The organism is Nocardiopsis endophytica, from assembly GCF_027706725.1.
In the GTDB taxonomy this organism is placed as follows: Bacteria; Actinomycetota; Actinomycetes; order Streptosporangiales; family Streptosporangiaceae; genus Nocardiopsis_A; species Nocardiopsis_A endophytica.
Genome location: NZ_JAQFWQ010000004.1, coordinates 62,449 through 82,872 on the forward strand (window position 1 = coordinate 62,449; position 20,424 = coordinate 82,872).

18 protein-coding genes are annotated in these 20,424 nt (G+C 68.4%); 6 read left to right on the forward strand and 12 right to left on the reverse strand.

The features are described 5' to 3' along the window. Positions 1–524: 524 nt before the first annotated feature. From O4J56_RS02355 to O4J56_RS02365, 3 genes are read right to left on the reverse strand one after another with little or no spacing between them, the layout of a single operon-like run. Positions 525–1,058 carry a hypothetical protein gene (locus O4J56_RS02355; protein WP_270683375.1) on the reverse strand — a complete coding sequence of 178 codons (534 nt, stop codon included), beginning with the start codon at positions 1,056–1,058 and terminating at the stop codon, positions 525–527. Then, positions 1,046–3,619 (reverse strand): TPR repeat region-containing protein, encoded by a 2,574-nt coding sequence (locus tag O4J56_RS02360; protein ID WP_270683376.1) that lies wholly within the window; start codon positions 3,617–3,619, stop codon positions 1,046–1,048. Before O4J56_RS02360 ends, O4J56_RS02355 begins: the two co-directional genes overlap by 13 nt. A gap of 27 nt (positions 3,620–3,646) precedes the next feature. Further along, the gene (locus O4J56_RS02365; RefSeq protein ID WP_270683377.1) at positions 3,647–3,973 is read right to left on the reverse strand and encodes a hypothetical protein; all 327 of its coding nucleotides are present in this window, start codon (positions 3,971–3,973) and stop codon (positions 3,647–3,649) included. A 394-nt stretch (positions 3,974–4,367) separates the two neighbouring features. Between O4J56_RS02365 and O4J56_RS02370 the strand changes: the two genes are divergently transcribed. Further along, positions 4,368–5,546 carry a class I SAM-dependent methyltransferase gene (locus O4J56_RS02370; RefSeq protein WP_270683378.1) on the forward strand — a complete coding sequence of 393 codons (1,179 nt, stop codon included), beginning with the start codon at positions 4,368–4,370 and terminating at the stop codon, positions 5,544–5,546. A 120-nt stretch (positions 5,547–5,666) separates the two neighbouring features. On the opposite strand, the gene O4J56_RS02375 is transcribed toward O4J56_RS02370, so the two are convergent. Further along, complete coding sequence (locus tag O4J56_RS02375; protein WP_270683379.1) at positions 5,667–6,038, reverse strand: hypothetical protein; 372 nt, start codon at positions 6,036–6,038, stop codon at positions 5,667–5,669. 280 nt (positions 6,039–6,318) lie between these two features. Here O4J56_RS02375 and O4J56_RS02380 point away from each other — a divergent pair, with 280 nt between their 5' ends. After that, entirely contained in the window at positions 6,319–7,020 is a 702-nt protein-coding gene (locus O4J56_RS02380) for an L-2-amino-thiazoline-4-carboxylic acid hydrolase (RefSeq protein ID WP_270683380.1), read from the forward strand. 472 nt (positions 7,021–7,492) lie between these two features. Then, entirely contained in the window at positions 7,493–8,416 is a 924-nt protein-coding gene (locus O4J56_RS02385; RefSeq protein WP_270683381.1) for an RNA polymerase sigma-70 factor, read from the forward strand. Between the two features lie 66 nt (positions 8,417–8,482). Here the strand turns inward: O4J56_RS02385 and O4J56_RS02390 are convergent, their stop codons facing one another. The 6 genes from O4J56_RS02390 to O4J56_RS02415 form a co-directional block, all read right to left on the reverse strand. After that, entirely contained in the window at positions 8,483–10,954 is a 2,472-nt protein-coding gene (locus O4J56_RS02390; protein WP_270683382.1) for a DUF7933 domain-containing protein, read from the reverse strand. An 81-nt stretch (positions 10,955–11,035) separates the two neighbouring features. Beyond that, a complete protein-coding gene (locus tag O4J56_RS02395) occupies positions 11,036–13,030 on the reverse strand; it encodes a hypothetical protein (protein WP_270683383.1) in 1,995 nt (664 codons plus the stop codon). A gap of 114 nt (positions 13,031–13,144) precedes the next feature. Next, positions 13,145–13,528, reverse strand: coding sequence for a DoxX family protein (locus tag O4J56_RS02400; RefSeq protein WP_270683384.1), 384 nt, complete (start codon positions 13,526–13,528; stop codon positions 13,145–13,147). An 87-nt stretch (positions 13,529–13,615) separates the two neighbouring features. Then, a complete protein-coding gene (locus O4J56_RS02405) occupies positions 13,616–14,551 on the reverse strand; it encodes a zeta toxin family protein (RefSeq protein ID WP_270683385.1) in 936 nt (311 codons plus the stop codon). A 77-nt stretch (positions 14,552–14,628) separates the two neighbouring features. Beyond that, positions 14,629–15,210 (reverse strand): SMI1/KNR4 family protein, encoded by a 582-nt coding sequence (locus tag O4J56_RS02410; protein WP_270683386.1) that lies wholly within the window; start codon positions 15,208–15,210, stop codon positions 14,629–14,631. 8 nt (positions 15,211–15,218) lie between these two features. After that, positions 15,219–15,656, reverse strand: coding sequence for a MerR family transcriptional regulator (locus O4J56_RS02415; RefSeq protein WP_270683387.1), 438 nt, complete (start codon positions 15,654–15,656; stop codon positions 15,219–15,221). Positions 15,657–15,710: 54 nt separating this feature from the next. Here O4J56_RS02415 and O4J56_RS02420 point away from each other — a divergent pair, with 54 nt between their 5' ends. Next, entirely contained in the window at positions 15,711–16,688 is a 978-nt protein-coding gene (locus O4J56_RS02420; protein WP_270683388.1) for an oxidoreductase, read from the forward strand. Between the two features lie 72 nt (positions 16,689–16,760). Here the strand turns inward: O4J56_RS02420 and O4J56_RS02425 are convergent, their stop codons facing one another. After that, complete coding sequence (locus O4J56_RS02425) at positions 16,761–17,531, reverse strand: enoyl-CoA hydratase/isomerase family protein (protein ID WP_270683389.1); 771 nt, start codon at positions 17,529–17,531, stop codon at positions 16,761–16,763. Beyond that, positions 17,524–18,459 (reverse strand): LysR family transcriptional regulator, encoded by a 936-nt coding sequence (locus O4J56_RS02430; protein WP_270683390.1) that lies wholly within the window; start codon positions 18,457–18,459, stop codon positions 17,524–17,526. The genes O4J56_RS02425 and O4J56_RS02430 overlap by 8 nt, the downstream gene beginning before the upstream one ends. Positions 18,460–18,529: 70 nt before the next feature. Between O4J56_RS02430 and O4J56_RS02435 the strand changes: the two genes are divergently transcribed. Next, positions 18,530–19,477 carry an NAD-dependent epimerase/dehydratase family protein gene (locus O4J56_RS02435; RefSeq protein ID WP_270683391.1) on the forward strand — a complete coding sequence of 316 codons (948 nt, stop codon included), beginning with the start codon at positions 18,530–18,532 and terminating at the stop codon, positions 19,475–19,477. A 48-nt stretch (positions 19,478–19,525) separates the two neighbouring features. Continuing rightward, positions 19,526–20,395, forward strand: a complete 870-nt coding sequence (locus O4J56_RS02440) for an aldo/keto reductase (protein ID WP_270683392.1) — start codon at positions 19,526–19,528, stop codon at positions 20,393–20,395. The last annotated feature ends 29 nt before the right edge of the window (positions 20,396–20,424 follow it).

Consider the following 20,424-nt stretch of genomic DNA (forward strand, 5'->3'; position numbering starts at 1 on the left):
GGTGAGGAAGCTCGGCCTCGGCCTGTCTTGGCAGCCGTGGGCGGCAGCATCTGTGGAGTGGGGCAGCATTCCTCCTGCGTGGTGGAATCGACACCTGATCTGCTTAAAAGCGTCGATTCTGCGACGCCGGATGGGTTACTTGGGCCGCCGGTTCGGGTGCCGCCCGGGCTGAGAGCTCATTGCGGGTCTAGAGCGGTCGCGATGGTCGCCACGATGGTGTTCGGGGAGGGGAGGACCTTCCAAGAGAAGCGCAGTAGCCTGAGCCCGGGATAGGCGGCAAGCAGGGCGTTCTGCCGGTGCTGGTCATGAAGGACTCCCGAGGGCCCCGCGTGGGAGTCGGTGCCGTCGGCTTCGAACAAGGAGCAGGCATGTGTCCCACGATAGGTCGCTGAACACGGTTCGCTGGGGGAGCGCAGGGGAGAACCGGTGGGCGGACACCTAAACGGACACCCAACTCGACCATGGCGGACCGCTCAGACTTGTTTCTGTAAGACGTACTCATTCCCTCATGTAGAAGTCCAACGTCAACAGTCATTTATAAACTGATAATAGTCGTCTCTGTACTCTTCGAGTGTGTTGTATTTTCCGAAAGATTCGTCCAAATATGACTCCATGATCTCATGGGGAGAGATCTCCGTCCCGCAATGATTCATGGTGTAGGCATACTCGAAATCCGACAAGGCGCTCTTTGTCTCGTCGTATTTCGGGGCGTCGTTCACCCAAGAGTCTGGATCCTGAGGATTTAGAGTATCATTCACAGTTAGTTCTCCTTTTTCTTTCTGGATGATTCCGCGACTGCTCAAGATGTCGAAATTGCGCTCCCCGAGAGATTTTAGAAATTCTTCGCTGGCGTCTTCTTTGCGCTGTTCTGATTGTATCTTCAATGACGTCAACTGGAGTTGAGTGTAAACGTCGCCTTGTTGGATGCTGTCGCCTCTGTTCTCTCCTGTTCGGTCCGGAGGGTCTTCATTACCCATCGGTCCCCCGGAGCAGCCGAATACGAGCATAGTCGAGAGCACGGGTGCGAGTACTTTCAGGCTTCGGATCACCACGACCATCCACTCTGTGCGTCCTTCTTCTCTTTGTACTCTTCGTCGCTTACTCCGTACTTATCCTGGACGTCCTCCTTCTTCCTGTCAAAATTATCCAGGTACTGGTCAGAATAATGCCTTCCGCTGTTTGTGAAACTTCCTGCTCCTGAGTCTGGTACCTCTACCTTGACCTGAACCAAGTTGAGAGACCGGTTGATAGCCCTGTCCACGTCTTCGCGTTCCTCGGCATCTAGTTCCTGCAACTTGTTTTCGCTGAGCTCAACGTGCAGTTCGCCATCGCTGTCAGGGACGAGAATCCCTGCATCCTTGAGAGTCTCTCGGTCTTTCTCCGACATGCGTTCAATATTTTCGCTGTCGCTTTCGATTGCAGTATCAAGGACTATCAGATCAGATTGCGTCTTCATTCCTTGTCGATCAAAAATGTTCGTTTCACGCTCTGACTGGTGAGGAGCTTCCTCAACGACAGCGTCTACGATGTCCCCTGTTGCGAAGTTAATAGCCCACTTCACGCCCATACCGATAGGAGGGTAAAGTGAGGCGGTGTCTGCTACTACATTCGGCCCCATCGCAACCAGATTATCCTTTCGTTCCTTCGCCTCATCAAGATCCATATTCCGGTCCAATGCGTCATTTTGCAGAGCTGTCTCCATCATTCCGTTGAGGCGTCCCACTCTTTCACCTGCGATTCCAGGCTCCCCGCTGGCTGCACCGATGTCCATCATGATGGTTGAGTACTTGTTTGCGGTGTCCACGGTCTTGGCAGCAGTTTCAGTATCCCCCATGAGGAATTGCATGAAATCGATTGAGTTTTGTTCCTCCATTGCAATTCTAATTTGCGGGTCACCATCATATCCTTCGGAGTGTTCGAAGGCGACATCTCCCTGCCCTGTAGGAAATGCAAAACTGTCCACATACCTGACAAAAATATCACCGAGGCTAGAGGCCACTTCAGGATTGAGTGCAGTAAAGGATGCGTTCTCGTAGGTGATAGGGCCGTCAGGGGTTTGTTCTGTTACAGTTTCACCGGTGCTCACCAATTTCGCGAACATGTCTTTGCTTGTTATCTGTTCAACCAGTCCTGCGGCTGCCTCTCCAGCTCTCTCCCGCACACTAGGAAGATCACTCAGTGCGTCTTCAGAGATCCAGTCTGTAAGCCCCGAGACAGCGGCACCTTCGTCCTCCCAGGCATAGGTGAACAACCCTTCAAGCACGTCCTTGGTATCCGTCTCGTACGTCCCTCCTTCTCCGGTAAGGATTGCGTGGTTAGCTGATTTATTCCTGGTCGATACGTCTACGAGACTCTCGAGTTGTTCCTCCGAGGGAGCATGGAATTCTGGCCAAGCAGGACTTCCTGGATTATTGTCATTCATTAGTGTGTCAATGTTGGCTCCGACAGTCGCCGTGAGTTCTCGAGAGAACTTGGCGCCGCCTTGTGTTTCATCATTAGACTCGCCAAGAATCACGCTCAAGTTGCGCATATCTTCGCGCCAGTACTGCTCACCATGAACAAAGGCGAGATCTTCAGCACCTTCTTTCTCCAGATAATAAGATGATTGTGGCCCGTACAGCGCGTTCGCCACAGAATCAGGAACGTACTTGAAGTTTCCACCCAGTGTCTCGTCCGAAAGGACGAGGAGGCCTGTACCTATTCCTTCGATGAACCCCTGCCACTTATCGTCAATTTGTCCAGATTCGTCGATAGCGCCCATGGCGCTAAGGCGCTCTGGGATACTAAGGACTCCTTCTGAATAGCCTGTTCCCTCGTTAGCCGCGGTCCGTGGATCGGAATCAAGTTTTTCCAGTTCTTCGAAGAAAGACTGGAGGAAACCAATCTCCTTCTCGGAAAGATTGTCGCCGCGCTTTGCTAGCACAAGAGCGCGCGCATTAACGGCATTAAGTGCTGCAACAATCTCGTAATACCGATCGTCGATCACTTTGCCATCTTCGTCAAGGTATTTCTCCATCTCCTTCCCCATCTTTTTTCCGTCGCTGGCATCCACTGGTATCGGCATTTCTGCCCCCAGTACGTTATAGGGGAGCCATCCGATTCCTCCTTCCGCGACCAGGACCTTCATTGCTGATTCTGTGGGGCCTTGTCTTAGGAGATTCGAGCAGCCATCAGAATCTTCCACAAGGCCAGCCCACGCTTTTCCCGCACGCCCGTTTAGCTCGCGTATCTCTGCATTGTATTTGATTATTTTATCAACGTCGCTTGTCTTACCAGAGGCACCTAGGTAGCGAGTTTTGGCGTCCTCTGCCTCTGCTTTGAGATTGCTGATCGCAGTCTTATAGTCCTCCAAATGGGAGGACCATTTGTTCGCCACACCCCCAGCGTGAATAACGGCCATTGCGGCGCTCTGCCATTTCGAGGCGTTGTAAATTCCCGCCGTTTTGATTTCGGATGCGATCATGTCGGTGAACTCTGCGGCGGTGTCTGAAAATTTAGTGCCGACATCTTCCCCGGATCCGGTTATCGTGCCGAGGAGCTCGAGTATTTCATCTGCTGCAGATTTTGCGTCTTCCGAAGTGGCGTCAGGAGACTTGTAGTGAAATGATAGGAGATGCATCGTAAATCCCTTCCGTTGCTAACCGTTTTACGTGTTTACGCTGCGGCTAAGCAATCCAGCGATTCCTGAATAGTCCGCGTGTGCCTCTTCGTCTACAGTTTGAATATCGCTGGTCGATTGGTCGACGCCAAAGGCGATGGACATCGCATGCTCCTCCATGCTCTTCAACGTATTATCCCATTCTTCGGAATATCTTTCATATCCTTCAACGCCCGGAGTTTTTCCCATTTTGTCTTTGGCGTTCAACATCGCTTCGGTAAATTTTGCGGTGACTCCACTCAATTCTTCTGCTGTTTGTTTTGCGAGTTGATTCTTGTACGCCGCTTCGGCTACATTGGCGCCTATCTCATCCATTTCTTCGCCTCTAAGTCTGCTTGGTGTGGGCTCCTGGGGGCAGGGAGGCGGCTTCCTCCCTTGGAAGGGTAAAACTACACCCGGTGGGTAACCGATCGCTGACAGGGAGCCTGGTCGGTCCGCTTCCGGCCACTACCGAAGTGGAGAGACCACAGGGAGAAGACGAACGAGAGCAGGTGGGTGCGCTCCGCCTGTGTAAGAATCAACCCACCCGACGGAAGGAACCCCCGTGGTCATGGGCTTGGTGCTCTGCAGGCACCGCTCCCGTGCTTCGGTGCGGGGGACTCCCTTCCCGGGTGGGGGCTGACCTCCTCTAGCCCCCTGTCGTACTCCCGACCCCTGCATCGAAGCGCTGCTGGTCACCGGCATCTTCGATCGCGCTCTGGAGTACCTCATGGCCACCGTCACCTGGAACGAGCACGGGACCTCCTTCACCGCCCTCTGGCGGTCCGAGAGCTCCGCCCCTGCCCCCTCCCGTATCGTCGTCGCCTCTGACCGGACCACCGTGGATGCCGCCTACCGGCTCCTCCGGGCCGACATCGGGGTCCTCTGGCCCGGTGACTACGAGGGCGGGCGCCGGCTCCTCCAAGGGCTCGACCGGCGTCACCAACGGGAGGTGCAGAAGCGGTCACATAAGGGGAGGGGCGGGAAGAAGGGCACGGCGGCCCTCTTCCATGAGCACCGCACCGCCCGCGCCGACCGTGCTCGGCTACTCGGGCGGCTGCTCGTCGTCTTGGAGCCCGACTACACCCTCGGCCTGCGCCGCGCTCCGGACGTGCGGGCGGCGTGTGCGCATGCCTACGGGGACGGGAACACCGGTGCCCCCGAGCGGACGTGCGTGTCGCTGTCGGAGCTCATAGGTGTGCTCAGCGCGTATGAATGGCACCTGAAGGGCGTCGACATCCCCCAACTTGACGCGCGCATCCACCCGGCCTACAGCGTCTTCTCGCCCACGCGGAGCGAATACGTCGACCTCGTCGCCCAGGCCCCCTTCCCTGAGGGCATGGAGCATCCGGTCGTGTTCGACCTCGGCACCGGCACCGGCGTCCTCGCCGCCCTCCTCGCCCGGCGGGGCGCGCGGCAGGTGGTCGCGACCGACATCAACCCCCGCGCCGTCGCCTGCGCGCGCGCCAATGTGCAGCGCCTCGGGCTGGACGATCGAGTCGACGTGGTCGAAGCCGACCCCTGGCCGGAAGGGCACGCCGATGTCGTCGTCTGCAACCCGCCATGGCTCCCGGGCCTGCCCAGCTCGGACCTGGACCGCGCCGTCTACGACCCGGACTCCGCGATGCTGCACCGCTTCCTGACGGGCCTCGCCGACCACGTGGCCCCGATGGGGGAGGGCTGGCTCGTCCTGTCCGACTTCGCCGAGCACGTCGGGCTGAGAACCCGTGATGAACTGCTCGGCGCCATCGAGGGCGCGGGGCTCCGTGTCGCGGACCGCATCGACACGGTCCCGAACCACCCGCGCGCCGGCGACACCGCCGACCCCCTCCACGACGCCCGGCGCCGCGAGGTCACCTCCCTGTGGCGGCTGGTCCTGGACGGGGCCCCAAGGGCGACCGGGGGCTGAGCCGGCTGAGGGCTGGTCCGGAGGAAGCGGCTGAACCAACTGAGCCGGAACCCCGGCGCGGGATCGACACCTCCGTCGCGGGCCGCGAATTCAGGGTGCCGAGTTGTCATGGGGGGCCGTTCACCGGCCGATCACCGCTTCCGGTGAAGCCAGCCACGACTCCAAGGTGGCGATGAACTCCTCCAGGTCGTCCGTCTCATGCCCGATCCCCAGGTCGTCGAAGGTGTGGGCGAAGAACACCAGGCGGAAAAGGGTCCGGTACCACCCCGCATCCAGGTGGATCCGCTCCTCCTCGTCCGGCGCGGTCGGGCGGCTGGCCCAGAAGAGGTCTTCGCTGTCATTGACCTCGTACCGGCCCGACGGGAGGCGGCGGGCATCGACGGAGTTCTGGTGGATGGTCCACCACGATGGGATCCGCAGCGGGATCCACGTCCAGCGCTCGGTGATGGCGGCGGCCAGGTATGACCCCGGCGGCAGTTCGAAGTAGGGCATCCGGGGACGCTAATCCACCCGCGTCAGAGGGCTCAATCGAATTTCGGGGCGCCACCGGAGTACCGCGCGAGCAACGGGGTCGAGCGCGGGACTGACGCGAATGGACACTAGCGCCCCGTGCGTGGCACACTCCCGGCGACAGATCACATCAGCCTGTCAGCGCCCGGTCGGTGGTGGAGCGCGCTGGCGTGCTCGCTCGGTGCGGGCGCGGCCAGTCACTCCGGCGTCGAACCCGGACCGCGGTCGTGTGCGTGCCGAGCCCGTACACGGAAGGACCGCCATGTCCACCGACCGATCCGACAGTTCCGCCCCCTCCACCGGACCCGACCCGTTCGGGCTCGACGGTGACGCCTACGTCCCCGATCCCGACCGGGACACGGCGCTGCTGCTGGACGCCTTCTACCGGCGCCTCGGCGAGGAACTGGACGACCACTCCCTGACCGCCTCCATGCAGGCGCGCCAGGACGAACTCGAAGAAGCGAACCGGTCCCGGGTCGTCGACGCCCCCGCGCGCCAGAACCTCCGCATGACGATGGCGCTGGTCGCCGCCTATGAGGCCCTGCGGCCCCGGGTCGGGCGGGACGCCGCACTCGACCTCGTCCGGGCCTGCTTCAACGAGCCGTTCGCGGAGGCCGTCAAGGACGGCACCCGGGCCAGGCTGGACGGCGCCGAGGACGCCTTCGCCTCCATCGTCGAGATGAGCAAGGCCCGAGAGGAGCAGGCGTTCGGCAAGGGCTTCGTCTTCGAGCGCTCGGCCGACGACGGCGACCGCTACCACGTCGACGTCCGCCACTGCTTCTTCCACGAGGCCCTGTCGGCCAACGGGGCGCCGGAGCTGACGCCGGTCCTGTGCGCGTTCGACGCCAACTGGATCGACGCCATCGACCCCGGCGAGCACGGGTTCCGCTTCGACCGCCCCACGACCATCGGCACCGGGGGCACCCACTGCCCGTTCCACTTCGACCGGATCCGGCGAAGGTGAACACCCTTCGTTTCACTGCGGCCATCTGCGTGTTTCGAGAGTGGTCGAAGAGCGTTGTGCGGCCGGTGCCCGCACGGTGATCATGAATGTGTGGCCGGTCGCGGTGCGAGTTGAAGCGCGGCCGGTGTGGTGGCAGAGACGACGGCGCCCGACGGGGCGGCGTCGCAGGTGCGGGTCCGCCGACCTCTCCTGGGGCGGCTGATGGGGGCCGTCGACGGGGCGGCGGACCCGCCACCGGCGATTCCTGGCTCATGCTCCGGCCCCGGCGAACCGTCCTCGCCGGGGTTCACGTATTTCCGGACGGGGGGATGGGCACCTGGACCGTGTGGCCCGTCGAGCCAGCCCGCTGCGACCGATCACCGCGGCGGCGCGCCCGCGCGGATCGCCCGGACGGCCCCGGCCCGGTGTGTCACAGTCGACGGCGGAGCGGCGTCCCATGGGAAACGGCCGCGAGACGCGACAGGAGCACGCCATGCCCGAGCCCGAGGGTGACGCCTTCGGTGCCGCCGACGCCACGGTGGACGCCGCGACGGAGGCGTTCGTCGAACACCGCAACCTCCTCTTCACCGTCGCCTACGAGATGCTCGGCTCGGCGGCGGACGCCGAGGACGTCCTCCAGGAGACGTGGATGCGCTGGTCGGGCGTGGACCTCGAGTCGGTGCGGGACCGGCGCGCCTACCTCGTCACCATCACCACCCGCCAGTCCCTCACCCGCCTGCGCGCGCTCGGGCGCCGCAAGGAGAGCTACTTCGGTCCGTGGCTGCCCGAGCCGCTGCTGACCGCCCCCGACGTGGCCGAGGACGTCGAGCTCGCCGACAGCGTCTCCACGGCGATGCTGCTAGTGCTGGAGACGCTCGCGCCGACCGAGCGCGCGGTGTTCGTGCTGCGCGAGGTGTTCGACGTCGGGTACGGGGAGATCGCCGAGGCGGTCGGCAAGTCGCAGGCCGCCGTCCGGCAGATCGCCCACCGGGCCCGGGCGCACGTCGCTGAGCGGCGCCCGCGCGGCGTCGCCACGCTGAAGGAGACGCGGGAGGTGACCGCGGCCTTCCAGCGCGCGGTGGAGACGGGCGACCTGCAGGCGCTGTTGGACACCCTGGCGCCGGACGTCGTGGTGCTGGCCGACGGCGGCGGCGTGAAGCAGGCGATCTCCAAGCCCGTGGTGGGCGCGGACCGCGTGGCCCGCCTGTTCGAGCTCGGCATGAGCCGCCTCGAAGGCGAACTGCGGATCGACGCTGTTCAGGTCAACGGGTGGCCGGGACTGATGCTGCGGCTGGACGGCGAGGTCGACAGCGTGATGACGCTGCGGGTGGAGGACGGGCTGATCACCGGCATCTACAACGTCCGCAACCCGGAGAAGCTGTCCCGTTTCGGTGAGGAGACGGTCATCCGGAGGTGAGGGCGAACGTGTCGGGGGCCCACGCCCGTGGCGTGGACCCCCGGCCGCCCCGGGTGGGGCGCTGCGTCAGGCCGACCGGCGCAGTTCCGAGCGGCGCAGGTAGGACGCCCGGAGCGCGACGGCCCCGATGGCGACGAGCACCGCGCCCGCGGCCAGCAGGCCGGCGACCGCCCCGCCCGTCAGGGGCAGGTAGCCGTCGTCGTCCCCCTCGGGCGGTCCCGCCTCGTCCGGCGGCACCGGCGGCACAGGCCCGTCGTGCGACGGGGACGGCTCGGGTTCGGGCTCCGGAGTCGGCTCCGGGGTCGGGTCCGGAGTCGGCGTGGGCGTCGGTGTGGGCGTGGGCGCCGGGGCGGGCGGAAGGACGTCCACCTTGGTGCTGCAGTTGTCGGGGTCGTCGCCCTCGCAGCGGCCGTTCGGGTCGTCGGTGGTGGCCGCGTTGGCGAGCTTCCCGTCGCCGCCGTCCGGGGCGCCGACGACCGCCGTGTACGTGATCGTCACGGTCTGGCCGGGCTCCAGCGGCCCCGACCAGGTCAGCTCGGGCGCGCTGTAGGCGATCTCCCCGACGGGCGCGCCGTCGGCCGAGGCGGCCGCGTCCTCTCCGTAGGCCGCGTCGTCCAGCACACCGCTGAGGTCGTCGGTGACGACGGCCGGGTCGTTCCCGGTGTAGGCGGCGCTGCCGGTGTTGGTGGCCGTGACGGTGTAGGTGACCGTGTCGCCCGGCTGCACGGGTCCGGCCGGGTCGACCGATTTGGCGATCTCCAGGGCGCGGTCCCCGATCGTGACCGGGTGGTCCTCGACCTCGCCCCCCACGACGCGCCCGATCGGGGCGGGCGCGTCGTCGCCTTCGGCGCGGTCCGCTCCGGCCGGCGCCGCGCCCTCCGGGGCGATGCGGAAGCGGGCGTAGGTGCCGCCCTCGTCGGCCGGGGCGGGGAAGTCCAGCTCCACCGTGGTCGTCCCTGCGTCGGCTGGGACGGTGGCGGTCCGCCTCTCGTCCTCGCCGAAGGAGCCGTCCCGGTCGAGGTCGACCCACCCTGCGAGCGTCGCCGGTTCGGCGGTGTCGTTGGCCGCCTTGACGGGGACGGTGAGGTCGTGGCCGACGAGGCCGGTGATCGGGCCCACCGCGTCCTCGTCGTCGTCGGCGGGGCCGGCGTCGTCGTCACCGTCGGCGCCCGGGCCGGGGACGCCGTCGGGCTCGGCGTCGACCGTGTCGCCGAGCATCAGCGCCGCCGTGTGAGCGTCGGGCTCCTCGTCGGTGAGGAGGTGCACCGGGCCGTCGTCGGCGAGCGTCGTCTTGTAGGAGTCCGGGGCGTCGCCGAAGTCCGCGTCCGCGAAGGACACGTCCGTGTCCTCGGGCGGGTTGATGCCGACCGCGTCGCTGATCTCGCCGGGCCCGTTGGTGAAGGTGCCGGTCTGGTCCGAGGTGACGTCCAGGGCGATCGTGCAGGAGACCTCCTGGGCGGCCAGGGCGCCGTCGGTGACGGTGACGGTGCTGCCGCCGCCCTCGGCTTCGACGTCGGCCGTGCAGGTGGTGTCCAGGTTCGGGTCGTCGGCGATGCGCAGGCCGTCGGGGAGCGTGTCGGTGAAGGCCCAGCCGTTCTTGGCCGCCAGCTCGGAGGTGTTGGTGACGGCGAGCGTCAGCCGGGACGTCTCCCCGACGATGCGCACCTGCGGGTCGAACTCCTTGTCGAGCTGCGGCGTGACGTCGAGGACGGCGATGTTGTCGTAGGCGCCGTCGTTGCCGAACCGCTGGCCCTGGTCGTTGCGGAGCACGATGTCGAAGGCGCCGCCGCGCAGCAGGTACGACCCGTCGGCGGGGAAGGTGCCCGCGCGGAAGCCGGTCTCGCCGGGGATGTCGATGCCCCGCGGGTCGGAGCACACGTCGATGGCCGAGTCGGACATGGGGCGCTCGGTGCCCTGGGAGTCGATCAGGGAGAAGCGCAGCTTGGGCGGGGTCCACATGTCGGCGTACTGGCAGTTCATGGCGGCCGCGTCCACGGAGAAGGTGACGAACCTGCTCTCGACCGGAAGCGCGATCGGGGTGGCGGTGCGGAACTGGACGGCCCCGTCCGGGCCGTCGCCCTCGGTGAAGGAGGCGACGCCGGCGTTGGTGCCGGGGTCGTCGGAGCCGCGGAGCGTGCCGAGGGCCCGGGTCAGCTTCTCGAGGATGGTGAAGGCGCCCTCCTCCTGCCCGGCCGAGGTGCAGTCGTCGTCCTGCCGCTGGCTGGTCGCGTCGACGATGAAGCCGTTGCAGTCGGGGCGGTTCACCCAGTACGGGTCGGCGGTGTAGGTCTGGCCGGTCGCGCCGACGTAGTCCTGCAGGCTCGTGTTGCTGCCGTCCCCGGCCTGCTCGAAGTCCTCTTGGAAGAGGACCGGCGGGTCGCTGGGAACCCCGGGGTGGCCGGGCTCGGCGGCGGCCGCCTGGGGGTGGAGCGGCACGGCGGCGACCGCGCCGACGGCCGTCGCCGCGATGGCCGCCGTCCAGCGGCGCGTTCGGTCGCGGCGGGGTGAGCGTTCGGGTCTGTCCCCAGGCAGCGTCATCGAGTGTCCCCTCATGGCCGGGAAGTCCACTCTGATTACAGTAAGTAGTGGTCTGGGTTCGGAGGGTATGGCGCGCCGGAGTTATTTTCCCAGGTCACAGCGAGGGGCGAGGCAGTGGATGAGTGCGCCGCTCGTGAGGACTGATGGGCGGGCGTCCTCGGTGAGCCGGAGGCCCGCCTCGCCGAGGACGCCCGGGGCCTCGTCCTTGTGGAGGAGGAAGGCCGACTCCCACGAGGAGCAGTGCGCGTCCGAGCAGGCGTGGTAGAGGAGCCGGTCGCCGTCCCGGCCGACGGCGGCCACGTGGGGGCGGCCGGAGGGGTCGACGGCGACGGAGGGCGCGGGGCGGGGGAGCCACCGGCTGTGATCCGCGGTCCATGGGCCGTCCAGTTCACGCGGATCGCCGGTGTCGCACTCGGCTTCGCGGCACACCAGAAGGTGCAGGGCGTTGCCGCCCGGAGTGAGGTGGGCGATCGCGAGCGAGCTGTCGGGAGCGAAGGCGAGGTCGGCTGCCACCACGTCCGGCAGTCGGCTCACTGAAGGCGTCTCGCAGTCGAACGCGGGGCAGGCGAGGAGTGCGGCGGGCGTCTCGTCCGAGTGGTGGACGGTCGGCTCGGACGGTCCGTAGAGGAGGGCGGCGTATCCGCCGTCGGGGCTGGGGGCGAGGCGCATGCCGTAGAGCGGCAGGGGCGTGGACGACGGGGTGGGCAGGTCGGTCGTCCATGGGCCGTCGCAGTCGTCGTCCGAGCAGCGGTAGACGGCGAGAACGCTGCCGGCGTCGGGGTCGGTGCTGGGGGCGTCGGTGTCTGAGGCGGCGGTGTCGGTGTCGGGTCCCCGGCCGGAGTCGGTGCGGACCGCTCCGATGAGGAGCCGGTCGCCGTCCGCGGCGATCGCCCAGGAGTTGAGGAAGGTGCCCTCGGGCAGTGTGCCGATCTCGCGCTCGCGCGCTTGCCCGTCCGGGCAGTCGGCTTCGCAGGTGTAGAGGAGGAGGGCGTCGGTGCCGTCCCGCCAACGGTCCTGGGTGAGGGAGGCGAAGCCCGTTCCGCCGGGGACCGGTTCGAGGTCGTCCGGGGCCAGGGTGTTCGTGTCGGAGGCGGGGTCGATGGCCAGCCGAGGGACGTGGGCGAGCTCTTCGGTGTACATCCGGGTGCCGAGGAGCGGCAGGGCGACGACGGTGGCGAGCGCGGCGGCGAGAAGGACGGCCCGCTTCGGGTGTCGTCCTGTTGCTGTGGATGTGTGCCGCCCTGCCGCGCGGGGATCGCCGTGAAGGGAGTACAGGACGGGCGCGCAGGCGGTCAGGAGGGCCGCCGGGGCGATGAGGGCGAGGACGAGCCCTTCGGCCGCGACCCAGAACACCGCCTTCGTCGGGCCGTCGGTGAAGATATACGCCGCCTCGGCTGCGGCTCGGGGGAGGAACAGGAGGCCGGCCGACAGGGCGAGGCAGGCGATGTGGCGGACCCGCTCCCCTTCTCCCAGCGCCCACGAGCGCTCCACGGCCTCGCGGCCGCGCAGGTCCTCCAGGAGGGCGACGGGGAGGAGGACGGCCCACTGGGCGAGGACGGCGGGGAGGACGAACAGGGACGCCGTCACGATCAGCAGTCGGACCGGACCGGCGTAGTCGACGGGAGGCGCCAGGCCCAGGAGGATCATCGGCGCCTCGATGCCGAAGGCGACCATGCCGAAGCCGATGGCGGTGAGGAGCCACCATCCGAGCAGCAGGCCGGGGCGTCTGAGGAGCCGGACCAGAGCGGTTCGGATCGGGGTGGGCCGTCCCAGGAGGCGTCCGACGATGACGAGGGCGAGGAGCCCGTAGGCCACGGGGAGGCCGATGAAGCCGACGACGGACGCGAGCCCTTGCCGGAACGCCTCCTCCCCGGTGGGCAGGTGCACCAGGCCGCCGTCGATCCACCGGGCACCGGAGAGCAGGCGCGCCCGGGTGAGGGTCGCTGCGAGCCAGCCGAGGAGGAGCGGGACCGAGGCGAGCCCGAGCAGGAGCGCGGGGCGGCGCCGGTATTCGCCCAGGAGCAGGGCCAGCGTCGCACGGAGCGTGTGGGGCAGGGGCGGTGCGGGAGGGGCCATTGCTCGGACTCCCCGGGGCGGCGGTCGTCGGTGGTTCGACGGCCGCCGCTGGAAAGCGGTTGCACCCTGTCCGGAGGCGGGTGATGCGGGGGCGCTGCCGTGCTCCTACGCCGCTCACCCCATGAAGGACTCGGGTCCGAAACGGCCCCAGGCCACGAAGGCCGCCACCGCGAGGTAGAGGAGGTTGCCCGCGATGTTCAGCGGCTCGCGGCGGCGCGCGTGTACGAAGATCGCGCCGACCATGACGAGGACGATCCCGATGGCGGCCAGGGGGACGAACACGGTGCCGATGCCCACCAGCGGGGGCAGCACGAGACCGATGGCGGCGAGGACTTCGAGCCCGCCGATCCCCCGGACGGCGGCGGGACTCCAGTCCTCGACCCACCCGGCGAACTTGAACGCGGCGATCTTCTCTTTGGGGACGACGACCTTGGCCGCACCTCCGACCCCGAAGACGAGAGCCAGGAAAACAGCGGCGATCCACAACGCGAGGTCCATGATGCCTCCTCTGGTATTCGGGCCCTGTCCATCACAGAACCCGTCACCGAGAAGACGACCGGCGCCGGAGATGTGTGACGCGGCCGCTCAGCGCTCGGGGCGCTCGCTGTTGTAGATGACGAGGCCGTCGCGGTCGATGATGTACAGCACGTCTACGTTCGGCGATGCCTCGAGGTGTTCGGCGACCGCGGGGATGTTCTCGTGGAACTCGTCATGGAGTTCGGGGGGAACCCATCGGGCATAGCCTTCACGGTCCCGTTGGCGCTGGTAGCGGTGCAGGATGCCGAGGCGGCTGTCGGCGGCGTTCGCCGAGACGATGGCGACGGTGACGTGGTACCCGTGCCGTTTGAACCCTTCGACCCAGGAATCGGCCCATTCCCGCCTTCCCAGCGGATGGCTGGCGATGACGTCGTACTTGGTCTCACCGGCGCTCAAGTGGTCCAGGCAACGGGAATGGAAGTCCTCGGGGAGTTCGTCCGCCGCCGTCCCATGGCCGTTGTGGGGGTCATGGCGGACGATCCGCTGGAAGTCCGGGTGGAAGAGCGCGTTGTCGTCGCCGTCATAGACGGCGGTGTATTCAGGGAAGCTCAGGCGGACGACGTCCTGCATGAGCGTCTTTCCAGACCCGGGCTGGCCGCCGAGGATCAAGGCGCGGGGCGCGGCGCCGTTCGGGCGGTCGGGGGCACAGGGCGGCGTCAGGTCGCGGAGGCGCTGGTCGAGGGCCTGCTGCAGCGCGTCCTGCCCCGCAAGCCGCCGGTCGGCCGAGCCCGCCCGCTCCTCCTCGGAGGCAAATCGGCGTCTCAACCCGCCGCAGATTCCGGTGTAGTCCTTCACCGTCGCGAGCAGCGCGTCCCTGTCGAGGAAAGGGATCCGCCTTCGGGCCGCCAGATGGGTGAGCGGGTCCGCGGCGAGGGCGTTCGCCAGGGTGAAGGCGTCGGAGATCATGGCGCGCGCGTCCTCGCGGAGCTGCCAGTCGGGGAGTTCGGCCAGAGGGCGGCCCCAGATGTCGAGATCGGCGCTCATGGGACAAGGGTTCCGAGGCGTGCATCGGGGCGTCAACGGGGCGGCCACAGGTGGACGGGGTCTGTGGCCGAGGTTCCTTATTCGTGGTGGTCGTACCTGGCCGCTGTGAACGGTTCGAAGTCGGGGGACCTCTCCTGGGGGGCGTCGGGGTCCGCTTCCGGGGGTGGGAAGCCGAGCTTCTCGTGGTCGCCTATCAGCAGGGCGTACACCGCCTCGGCCAGGGTGCACGTCAGCGGTGGGCCCTGGTCGTTGTGGCGGGGCCAGAACACCAGGGGCCAGCGGTCGGGGTCGTCGCCCTCGGCCAGCCAGCCCAGGTGGTCGCCGTGGGCGGTGTCGGCGAACGGCAGCAGGCCGCCCGGTTCCGGCCAGACCGGGAGGGGGAACTCGTCCTCGTCGTCGTCCTCGCGCAGGAGGCGGTAGCCGTCGCGGGCCCGCGCGGACGTCTCCGGCATGCCGTGCCGACCCGAGCGGCCGGGCGGCGGGAAGCGCAGCCAACCGGCCCACGCTCCTGCGCCGTAGCGCTCGATGAATTCCATGTATCCGCTCGGCAGGCGGGTGCCCATCTCCTTGAAGACGGCCTCCCAACCGTTCTCACCGAGGTAAGGGGAGGCGGGAGGGGGCACCAGGTCCGTGAGCGTCGTCAGCGCGGGATCGGTCATGCCGGCGATTATTGCGGACCCGTCGGATCCCACAACCCCTCCGCCTTCCCGCGCGCGACGTGGTCGGCGTAGACCCCGACCTTCCACGCGATCACCGACCGGCACTCCTCCAAGGCCCGGATCTGCGCCTCGACCCTGCGCTGGTGGGCGTCCAGGAGTTCGAGGCGCTCGGCCTCGTTCCCCGGCCCCCGTCGGACCAGTTCGGCGAAGTGCTTGAGGTCGGCCAGCGGCATCCCGGACTCGCGCAGCTTGACGCAGATGCGCAGCCACTCGACGTCGGCCTCGGCGTACCGACGCCGTCCTCCCGCCGTGCGCTCGACCGGCCCGACCAGCAGGCCCTCGCGCTCATAGAAGCGCAGCGCGTGCACGCTCAAGCCGGTCCTGTGGGCCGTCTCGCCGATGGTCAGTGAGGCGGGGCGGGGCCGCGACGAAGGCATCGGAGGCATGGGGCGATCCTAGGGGTTGATCTAGAGTGCGCTCTAGTTCCTAAGGTCCTCGCCATGAATGAACACCAGCGGCCCCTCGGCTCGCCCTTCTCCGCGTCCTCCACCGCCGACGACGTCCTCTCCGGCCTCGACCTCACCGGCACCACGGCCGTCGTCACCGGCGGCTCCTCCGGGCTCGGCATGGTGACCGCACGCGCCCTGGCGGCCGCCGGGGCCCACGTGATCGTGCCCGCCCGACGCCCTGAGGCCGCCCGTGCCGCCCTGAAGGGCCTGGACTCCTGCGACGTCGTCCCCATGGACCTGGCCGACCTCGGGAGCGTGCGCGCCGCCGCCGAAGGGATCCGCGCGGCCGTGGACCGGGTCGACCTCCTCATGGCCGTCGCCGGGGTCATGGCCACTCCGGAGCGGCGCGTCGGCCCCGGCTGGGAGGGGCAGCTCGCCGCCAACCACTTCGGGCACTTCGCCCTGGCCTGCGAGCTCTACCCGCTGCTCGCCGCCGCCGGTGGCGCGCGCGTCGTCCTCAACAGCTCGGCCGGACACGCCCTGACCGGCATCCGCTGGCACGACCCGCACTTCCGCACCGGCTACGACAAGTGGCTCGCCTATGGCCAGTCCAAGACCGCCAACGTCCTGTTCGCCGTGCACATGGACGCCCTGGGCCGTGACGACGGTGTGCGCGCCTTCGCCCTGCACCCCGGAAAGATCATCACCGGGCTCCAGCGGGAGATGACCCGTGAGGAACAGATCGAGCGCGGCTGGATCGACGAGCACGGCAACGTCATCGGCGCCGACTTCAAGACGCCGTCCCAGGGCGCCGCCACGGGCCTTTGGGCGGCGACGTCACCGCTCCTCAAGGGGCGCGGCGGTCTGTACCTGGAGGACTGCGACGTCGCCCGCGTCGTGGACGCGGACGGGCCGATGGACGACGGCTGCGTGCGGGAGTACGCCCTCGACCCTGAGGCGGCGTCCCGGCTCTGGGAGCTGTCGGTCGCCGCGACAGGAGCCGGCCCCCTTGACAGGTCGCACGGATAGGCGAGCGGACCTACTGTTGATCTCGGGAGAACGGACGCTAAGACCGCCCTTGTAGAGGCGTTTTTCCCGAGATCAACGCGGGGAGCGGAACTCGGGGCGGCGCTTCTCCGTGAAGGCGGCGACGCCCTCGGCGAAGTCGGGGCTCGCGTACCCGTGGTCGTACAGCCCGCGCACCTCGTCGTCCTCGTCGTCGGCGCCGTCCTGGATCCGGTTCACGATCGCCTTCACCGCGCGCACCGTCACCTGGGAGCGCTCGGCGATGGTCCCCGCCAGCTCGGCGACGCGGGCGTCGAGGTCGTCGGCGACCTCGTTCACCAGGCCGATGCGCAGCGCCTGCCCGGCGTCGAGCTGCTCGCCGGTGAACAGGATCTGCTTCGCCCACGCCGGCCCCACCAGGTCCGCGAGCCGCTTGGTGGGCCGGTGGGTGTAGACCACGCCGAGCTTGGCCGGGGTGATCGCCATCCGCGCGTCCCGGGCGGCGATGCGCATGTCGCAGGCCACCGCCAGCTCGCACCCGCCGCCGATGCAGAACCCGCGCACCGCGGCGATGGTCGGCTTGGGGAACGACGCGACGGCAGCCTCGGCGGCGTCGGTGATCGCGTTGAAGCGGCGCCCGTCGGCCGGGCTCCGGAGCGCGGCCAGCTCGCCGATGTCGGCCCCCGCCGAGAAGTGCGCGCCGCCGCGCAGCACCAGGACCTTGACGCCCGTGTCGTCGGCCGCCTTGCTCAGCAGCTGCGGGATCGACGTCCACATGTCCACGGTCATGGCGTTGCGCTTGGAGGGCCGGTCGAAGGTCAGAGCCGCCACCGGGCCGTCGACGTCGAGGCGCACATGATCACTCATCCCCGACAGTATGCCGGGCGCGTTCACCGTGCGTACGGGCGGCCTCCTCCTGCAGGGCGTGCACGAGGGTCCGCACGTGGGGGAGGTCGATGTGGGCCAGCGCGGCGACGCCGAAGTGGCGGGCGGGCGCGGGTTCCGCGATCGGGACCGTGCACAGGCCCGGGATGTCCGGGGTGAGCGCGATGGACGGCACCAGCGAGATCCCCATGCCCGCGGCCACCAGAGATCGCGCGAAGAAGTAGTCCGTGGTCGATCCCCGGATCTCCGGTTCGAACCCGGCCTGCGCGGCGTAGCGGCGAAGGAAGGCCTCGGTCTTCAGGCACCCCAGCACCCACGGCTCGCCCGCCAGCTCGGCCGGGTCCAGCGCGCCGCGGCCGGCCAGCGGGTGCCCCTCGGGCAGCACGACGTGCAGCGGGTCCTCCATCAGCCCCGTCCACTCCAGTCCGTGGTCCGCCCCGACCCGGCCGGGCAGTGGGCCGTCGAAGCGGTAGGCGAGCGCCGCGTCCACCGCGCCCTGCCGGACCAGCGGCAGGCTCGCCTCCGGCTCGGCCTCGCGGATGTGCACCTCGGCGTCGGGGTGGGCGGCGGTGAGCCGCGCCAGCGCGCCCGGCAGCAGCAGGCGCCCGCCGCTGGTGAAGGTGGCGACGGTGATCCGGGTGCGGCCCCCGGCCAGCCGGTCGACCTGTCGCCGGGCGTGCTCCAGCTCCGCGGCGACCGACTCGGCGGCGCCCACCATGACCCGGCCCGCCCGGGTCAGCGTGACCCCGCGCGTGCTGCGCGCCACCACCTGTGCGCCCAGGCTCCGCTCCAGCGCGGCCACGTGCTGGGACACCGCGGAGGGGGTGAGCCGCAGCGCGGACGCCGCCCGGTTGAAGCTGCCGTGCTCGGCCACGGCCCGCAGCACGCGCAGGCGATGGACATCGATCAACAGTTCTCCTTAATACGTGACCAGTGAGCGGGCACTTCTGCTGAGGACGCTAGGCCGTGATGCTGGACCCATGCAAGAGATCTGCGTCATCGGCGGAAGCCGCTACTTCGGCAAGCTCACGGTGGAGCGCCTGCTCGGCGCCGGGCACCGGGTCACCGTGGTGAACCGGGGGTCGACGGCACCGCCCGCCGGGGCCGGGCACGTCGTCGCCGACCGGAACGACGAGCGGGCGCTCGCCGCGGCGCTCGGGGAGCGCGCCTTCGACGCCGTGATCGACCAGGTCTGCTACACGCCCGTGCAGGCCGCGATCGCAGCGCGCGTGTTCGGCGGCCGCACCCGCCGCTACGTCATGGCCTCCACGATCGAGGTGTACAACCCGGCGAGCGGGGCGGTCCCCGCCTTCTCTGAAGGCGAGCCCGTTCGGGAGGACGCCGTCGACCTCGCCACCTGGCCGGTGCACCCCGACCGCCCCTGGCACGACATGGCCTACCTGGAGCCGCACTACGGGGAGGGCAAGCGGCAGAGCGAGGCCGTCCTCAGCCATGCCGGCGGGTTCGCGTTCGCGTCCGTGCGCTGCGCCCACGTCCTGGGCGGCGGCGCGCAGGAGTTCACGGGGCGCCTGGCGCACTACGTGGAGCGCATCGCCCGGGGCGAAGAGGTCGCCGTGCACGACGGGGCGCTGCCCTCGGTCTTCATCCACTACGAGGAGATGGCCGAGCAGATGGTGTGGGCGGCGACCGCCGCCGACTTCACCGGGCCGGTCAACGCCTGCTCCGACGGGACGCTCGACGCGCGCGGTCTCGGCGCCGCCATCGGCGCCCAGGTGGGGCGGGAGCCCGTGTACAGGGTCGTGCCCCCAGGGGAGGAGGCGTCGCCGTTCTCCTTCGATCTGCACTTCGCGATGAGCAACGCGCGCGCGAAGAGGCTGGGGTTCTCGTTCTCGCACATCGACGACTGGCTGCCCGGTGCCGTCGCCGAGGCGGTCGGGGTCTACTCCGCCACCTTCTCCGCCGTCTGACCTCGCAGTCTCGCCGTCTGAGCCGCTTGAAAGATCTGAAGGAACCTCATGCGCTACCGCACCATCGGACAGCAGGCCGTCAGCGCCATCGGCCTGGGGGCGATGCCGCTGTCCATCGAGAACCGGCCGGACGAGAAGCGCGCCGTCGCCACCGTCCACGCCGCTCTGGACGCGGGGGTCACACTCATCGACACCGCTGACAGCTACCACTGGCACGCCGGGGAGACGGGGCACAACGAGCTCCTCGTGGCGCGTGCCCTCGCGCGCTACTGGGGCGACACCTCCGGCGTCCTGGTGGCGACCAAGGGGGGACGCGGGCGGCCGGGCGACGGGAGCTGGACGGTCACCGGCACGCCCGACCACCTCAAGCGCGCGGCGGAGGCGTCCCTCAAGCGCCTGGGGACCGACGCGATCGGCCTCTACCAGCTGCACAAGCCCGACCCCGAGGTGCCGTGGGCGGAGTCCGTGGGGGCGCTGCGGGACCTCCTCGACGCCGGGACCATCCGGGCGGCGGGCATCTCGAACGTGACCACGGACCAGATCACCGAGGCGCGCGGGATCCTCGGTGACGGGCTGGTGTCCGTGCAGAACCGCTACTCGCCCGCGGTGCGCGACAGCGAGGCGGAGCTGCGGCTGTGCGAGCGCCTGGGGCTGGCGTTCCTCCCCTGGAGCCCTCTGGGCGGCATCTCCCGCAGCTCCCTTGAGGGGGCGTCGGGGCCGGTCTCCGAGGGCACGGCCTTCCACGAGGTCGCGTCCGAGCGCGGGGTCAGCCCGCAGCAGGTTGCCCTGGCCTGGCTGCTCGCGCGGTCCCCGGTGGTGGTCCCGATCCCGGGGGCGGGCCGCCCGGCGTCGATCCGCGACTCGGCGAAGGCGCCGGGGCTGGAGCTGTCGGACGAGGAGCTCGCGCGGCTGGAGTGAGGGCCGGGTGGGGGCCTCGGGGCCCACGG

Excerpts from the sequence above, each read along its gene's own strand:
- O4J56_RS02355 (WP_270683375.1), bottom strand. The coding sequence starts at position 1,058 with ATGGTCGTGGTGATCCGAAGCCTGAAAGTACTCGCACCCGTGCTCTCG.
- O4J56_RS02360 (WP_270683376.1), bottom strand. The coding sequence starts at position 3,619 with ATGCATCTCCTATCATTTCACTACAAGTCTCCTGACGCCACTTCGGAA.
- O4J56_RS02365 (WP_270683377.1), bottom strand. The coding sequence starts at position 3,973 with ATGGATGAGATAGGCGCCAATGTAGCCGAAGCGGCGTACAAGAATCAA.
- O4J56_RS02370 (WP_270683378.1), top strand. The coding sequence starts at position 4,368 with ATGGCCACCGTCACCTGGAACGAGCACGGGACCTCCTTCACCGCCCTC.
- O4J56_RS02375 (WP_270683379.1), bottom strand. The coding sequence starts at position 6,038 with ATGCCCTACTTCGAACTGCCGCCGGGGTCATACCTGGCCGCCGCCATC.
- O4J56_RS02380 (WP_270683380.1), top strand. The coding sequence starts at position 6,319 with ATGTCCACCGACCGATCCGACAGTTCCGCCCCCTCCACCGGACCCGAC.
- O4J56_RS02385 (WP_270683381.1), top strand. The coding sequence starts at position 7,493 with ATGCCCGAGCCCGAGGGTGACGCCTTCGGTGCCGCCGACGCCACGGTG.
- O4J56_RS02390 (WP_270683382.1), bottom strand. The coding sequence starts at position 10,954 with ATGACGCTGCCTGGGGACAGACCCGAACGCTCACCCCGCCGCGACCGA.
- O4J56_RS02395 (WP_270683383.1), bottom strand. The coding sequence starts at position 13,030 with ATGGCCCCTCCCGCACCGCCCCTGCCCCACACGCTCCGTGCGACGCTG.
- O4J56_RS02400 (WP_270683384.1), bottom strand. The coding sequence starts at position 13,528 with ATGGACCTCGCGTTGTGGATCGCCGCTGTTTTCCTGGCTCTCGTCTTC.
- O4J56_RS02405 (WP_270683385.1), bottom strand. The coding sequence starts at position 14,551 with ATGAGCGCCGATCTCGACATCTGGGGCCGCCCTCTGGCCGAACTCCCC.
- O4J56_RS02410 (WP_270683386.1), bottom strand. The coding sequence starts at position 15,210 with ATGACCGATCCCGCGCTGACGACGCTCACGGACCTGGTGCCCCCTCCC.
- O4J56_RS02415 (WP_270683387.1), bottom strand. The coding sequence starts at position 15,656 with ATGCCTCCGATGCCTTCGTCGCGGCCCCGCCCCGCCTCACTGACCATC.
- O4J56_RS02420 (WP_270683388.1), top strand. The coding sequence starts at position 15,711 with ATGAATGAACACCAGCGGCCCCTCGGCTCGCCCTTCTCCGCGTCCTCC.
- O4J56_RS02425 (WP_270683389.1), bottom strand. The coding sequence starts at position 17,531 with ATGAGTGATCATGTGCGCCTCGACGTCGACGGCCCGGTGGCGGCTCTG.
- O4J56_RS02435 (WP_270683391.1), top strand. The coding sequence starts at position 18,530 with ATGCAAGAGATCTGCGTCATCGGCGGAAGCCGCTACTTCGGCAAGCTC.
- O4J56_RS02440 (WP_270683392.1), top strand. The coding sequence starts at position 19,526 with ATGCGCTACCGCACCATCGGACAGCAGGCCGTCAGCGCCATCGGCCTG.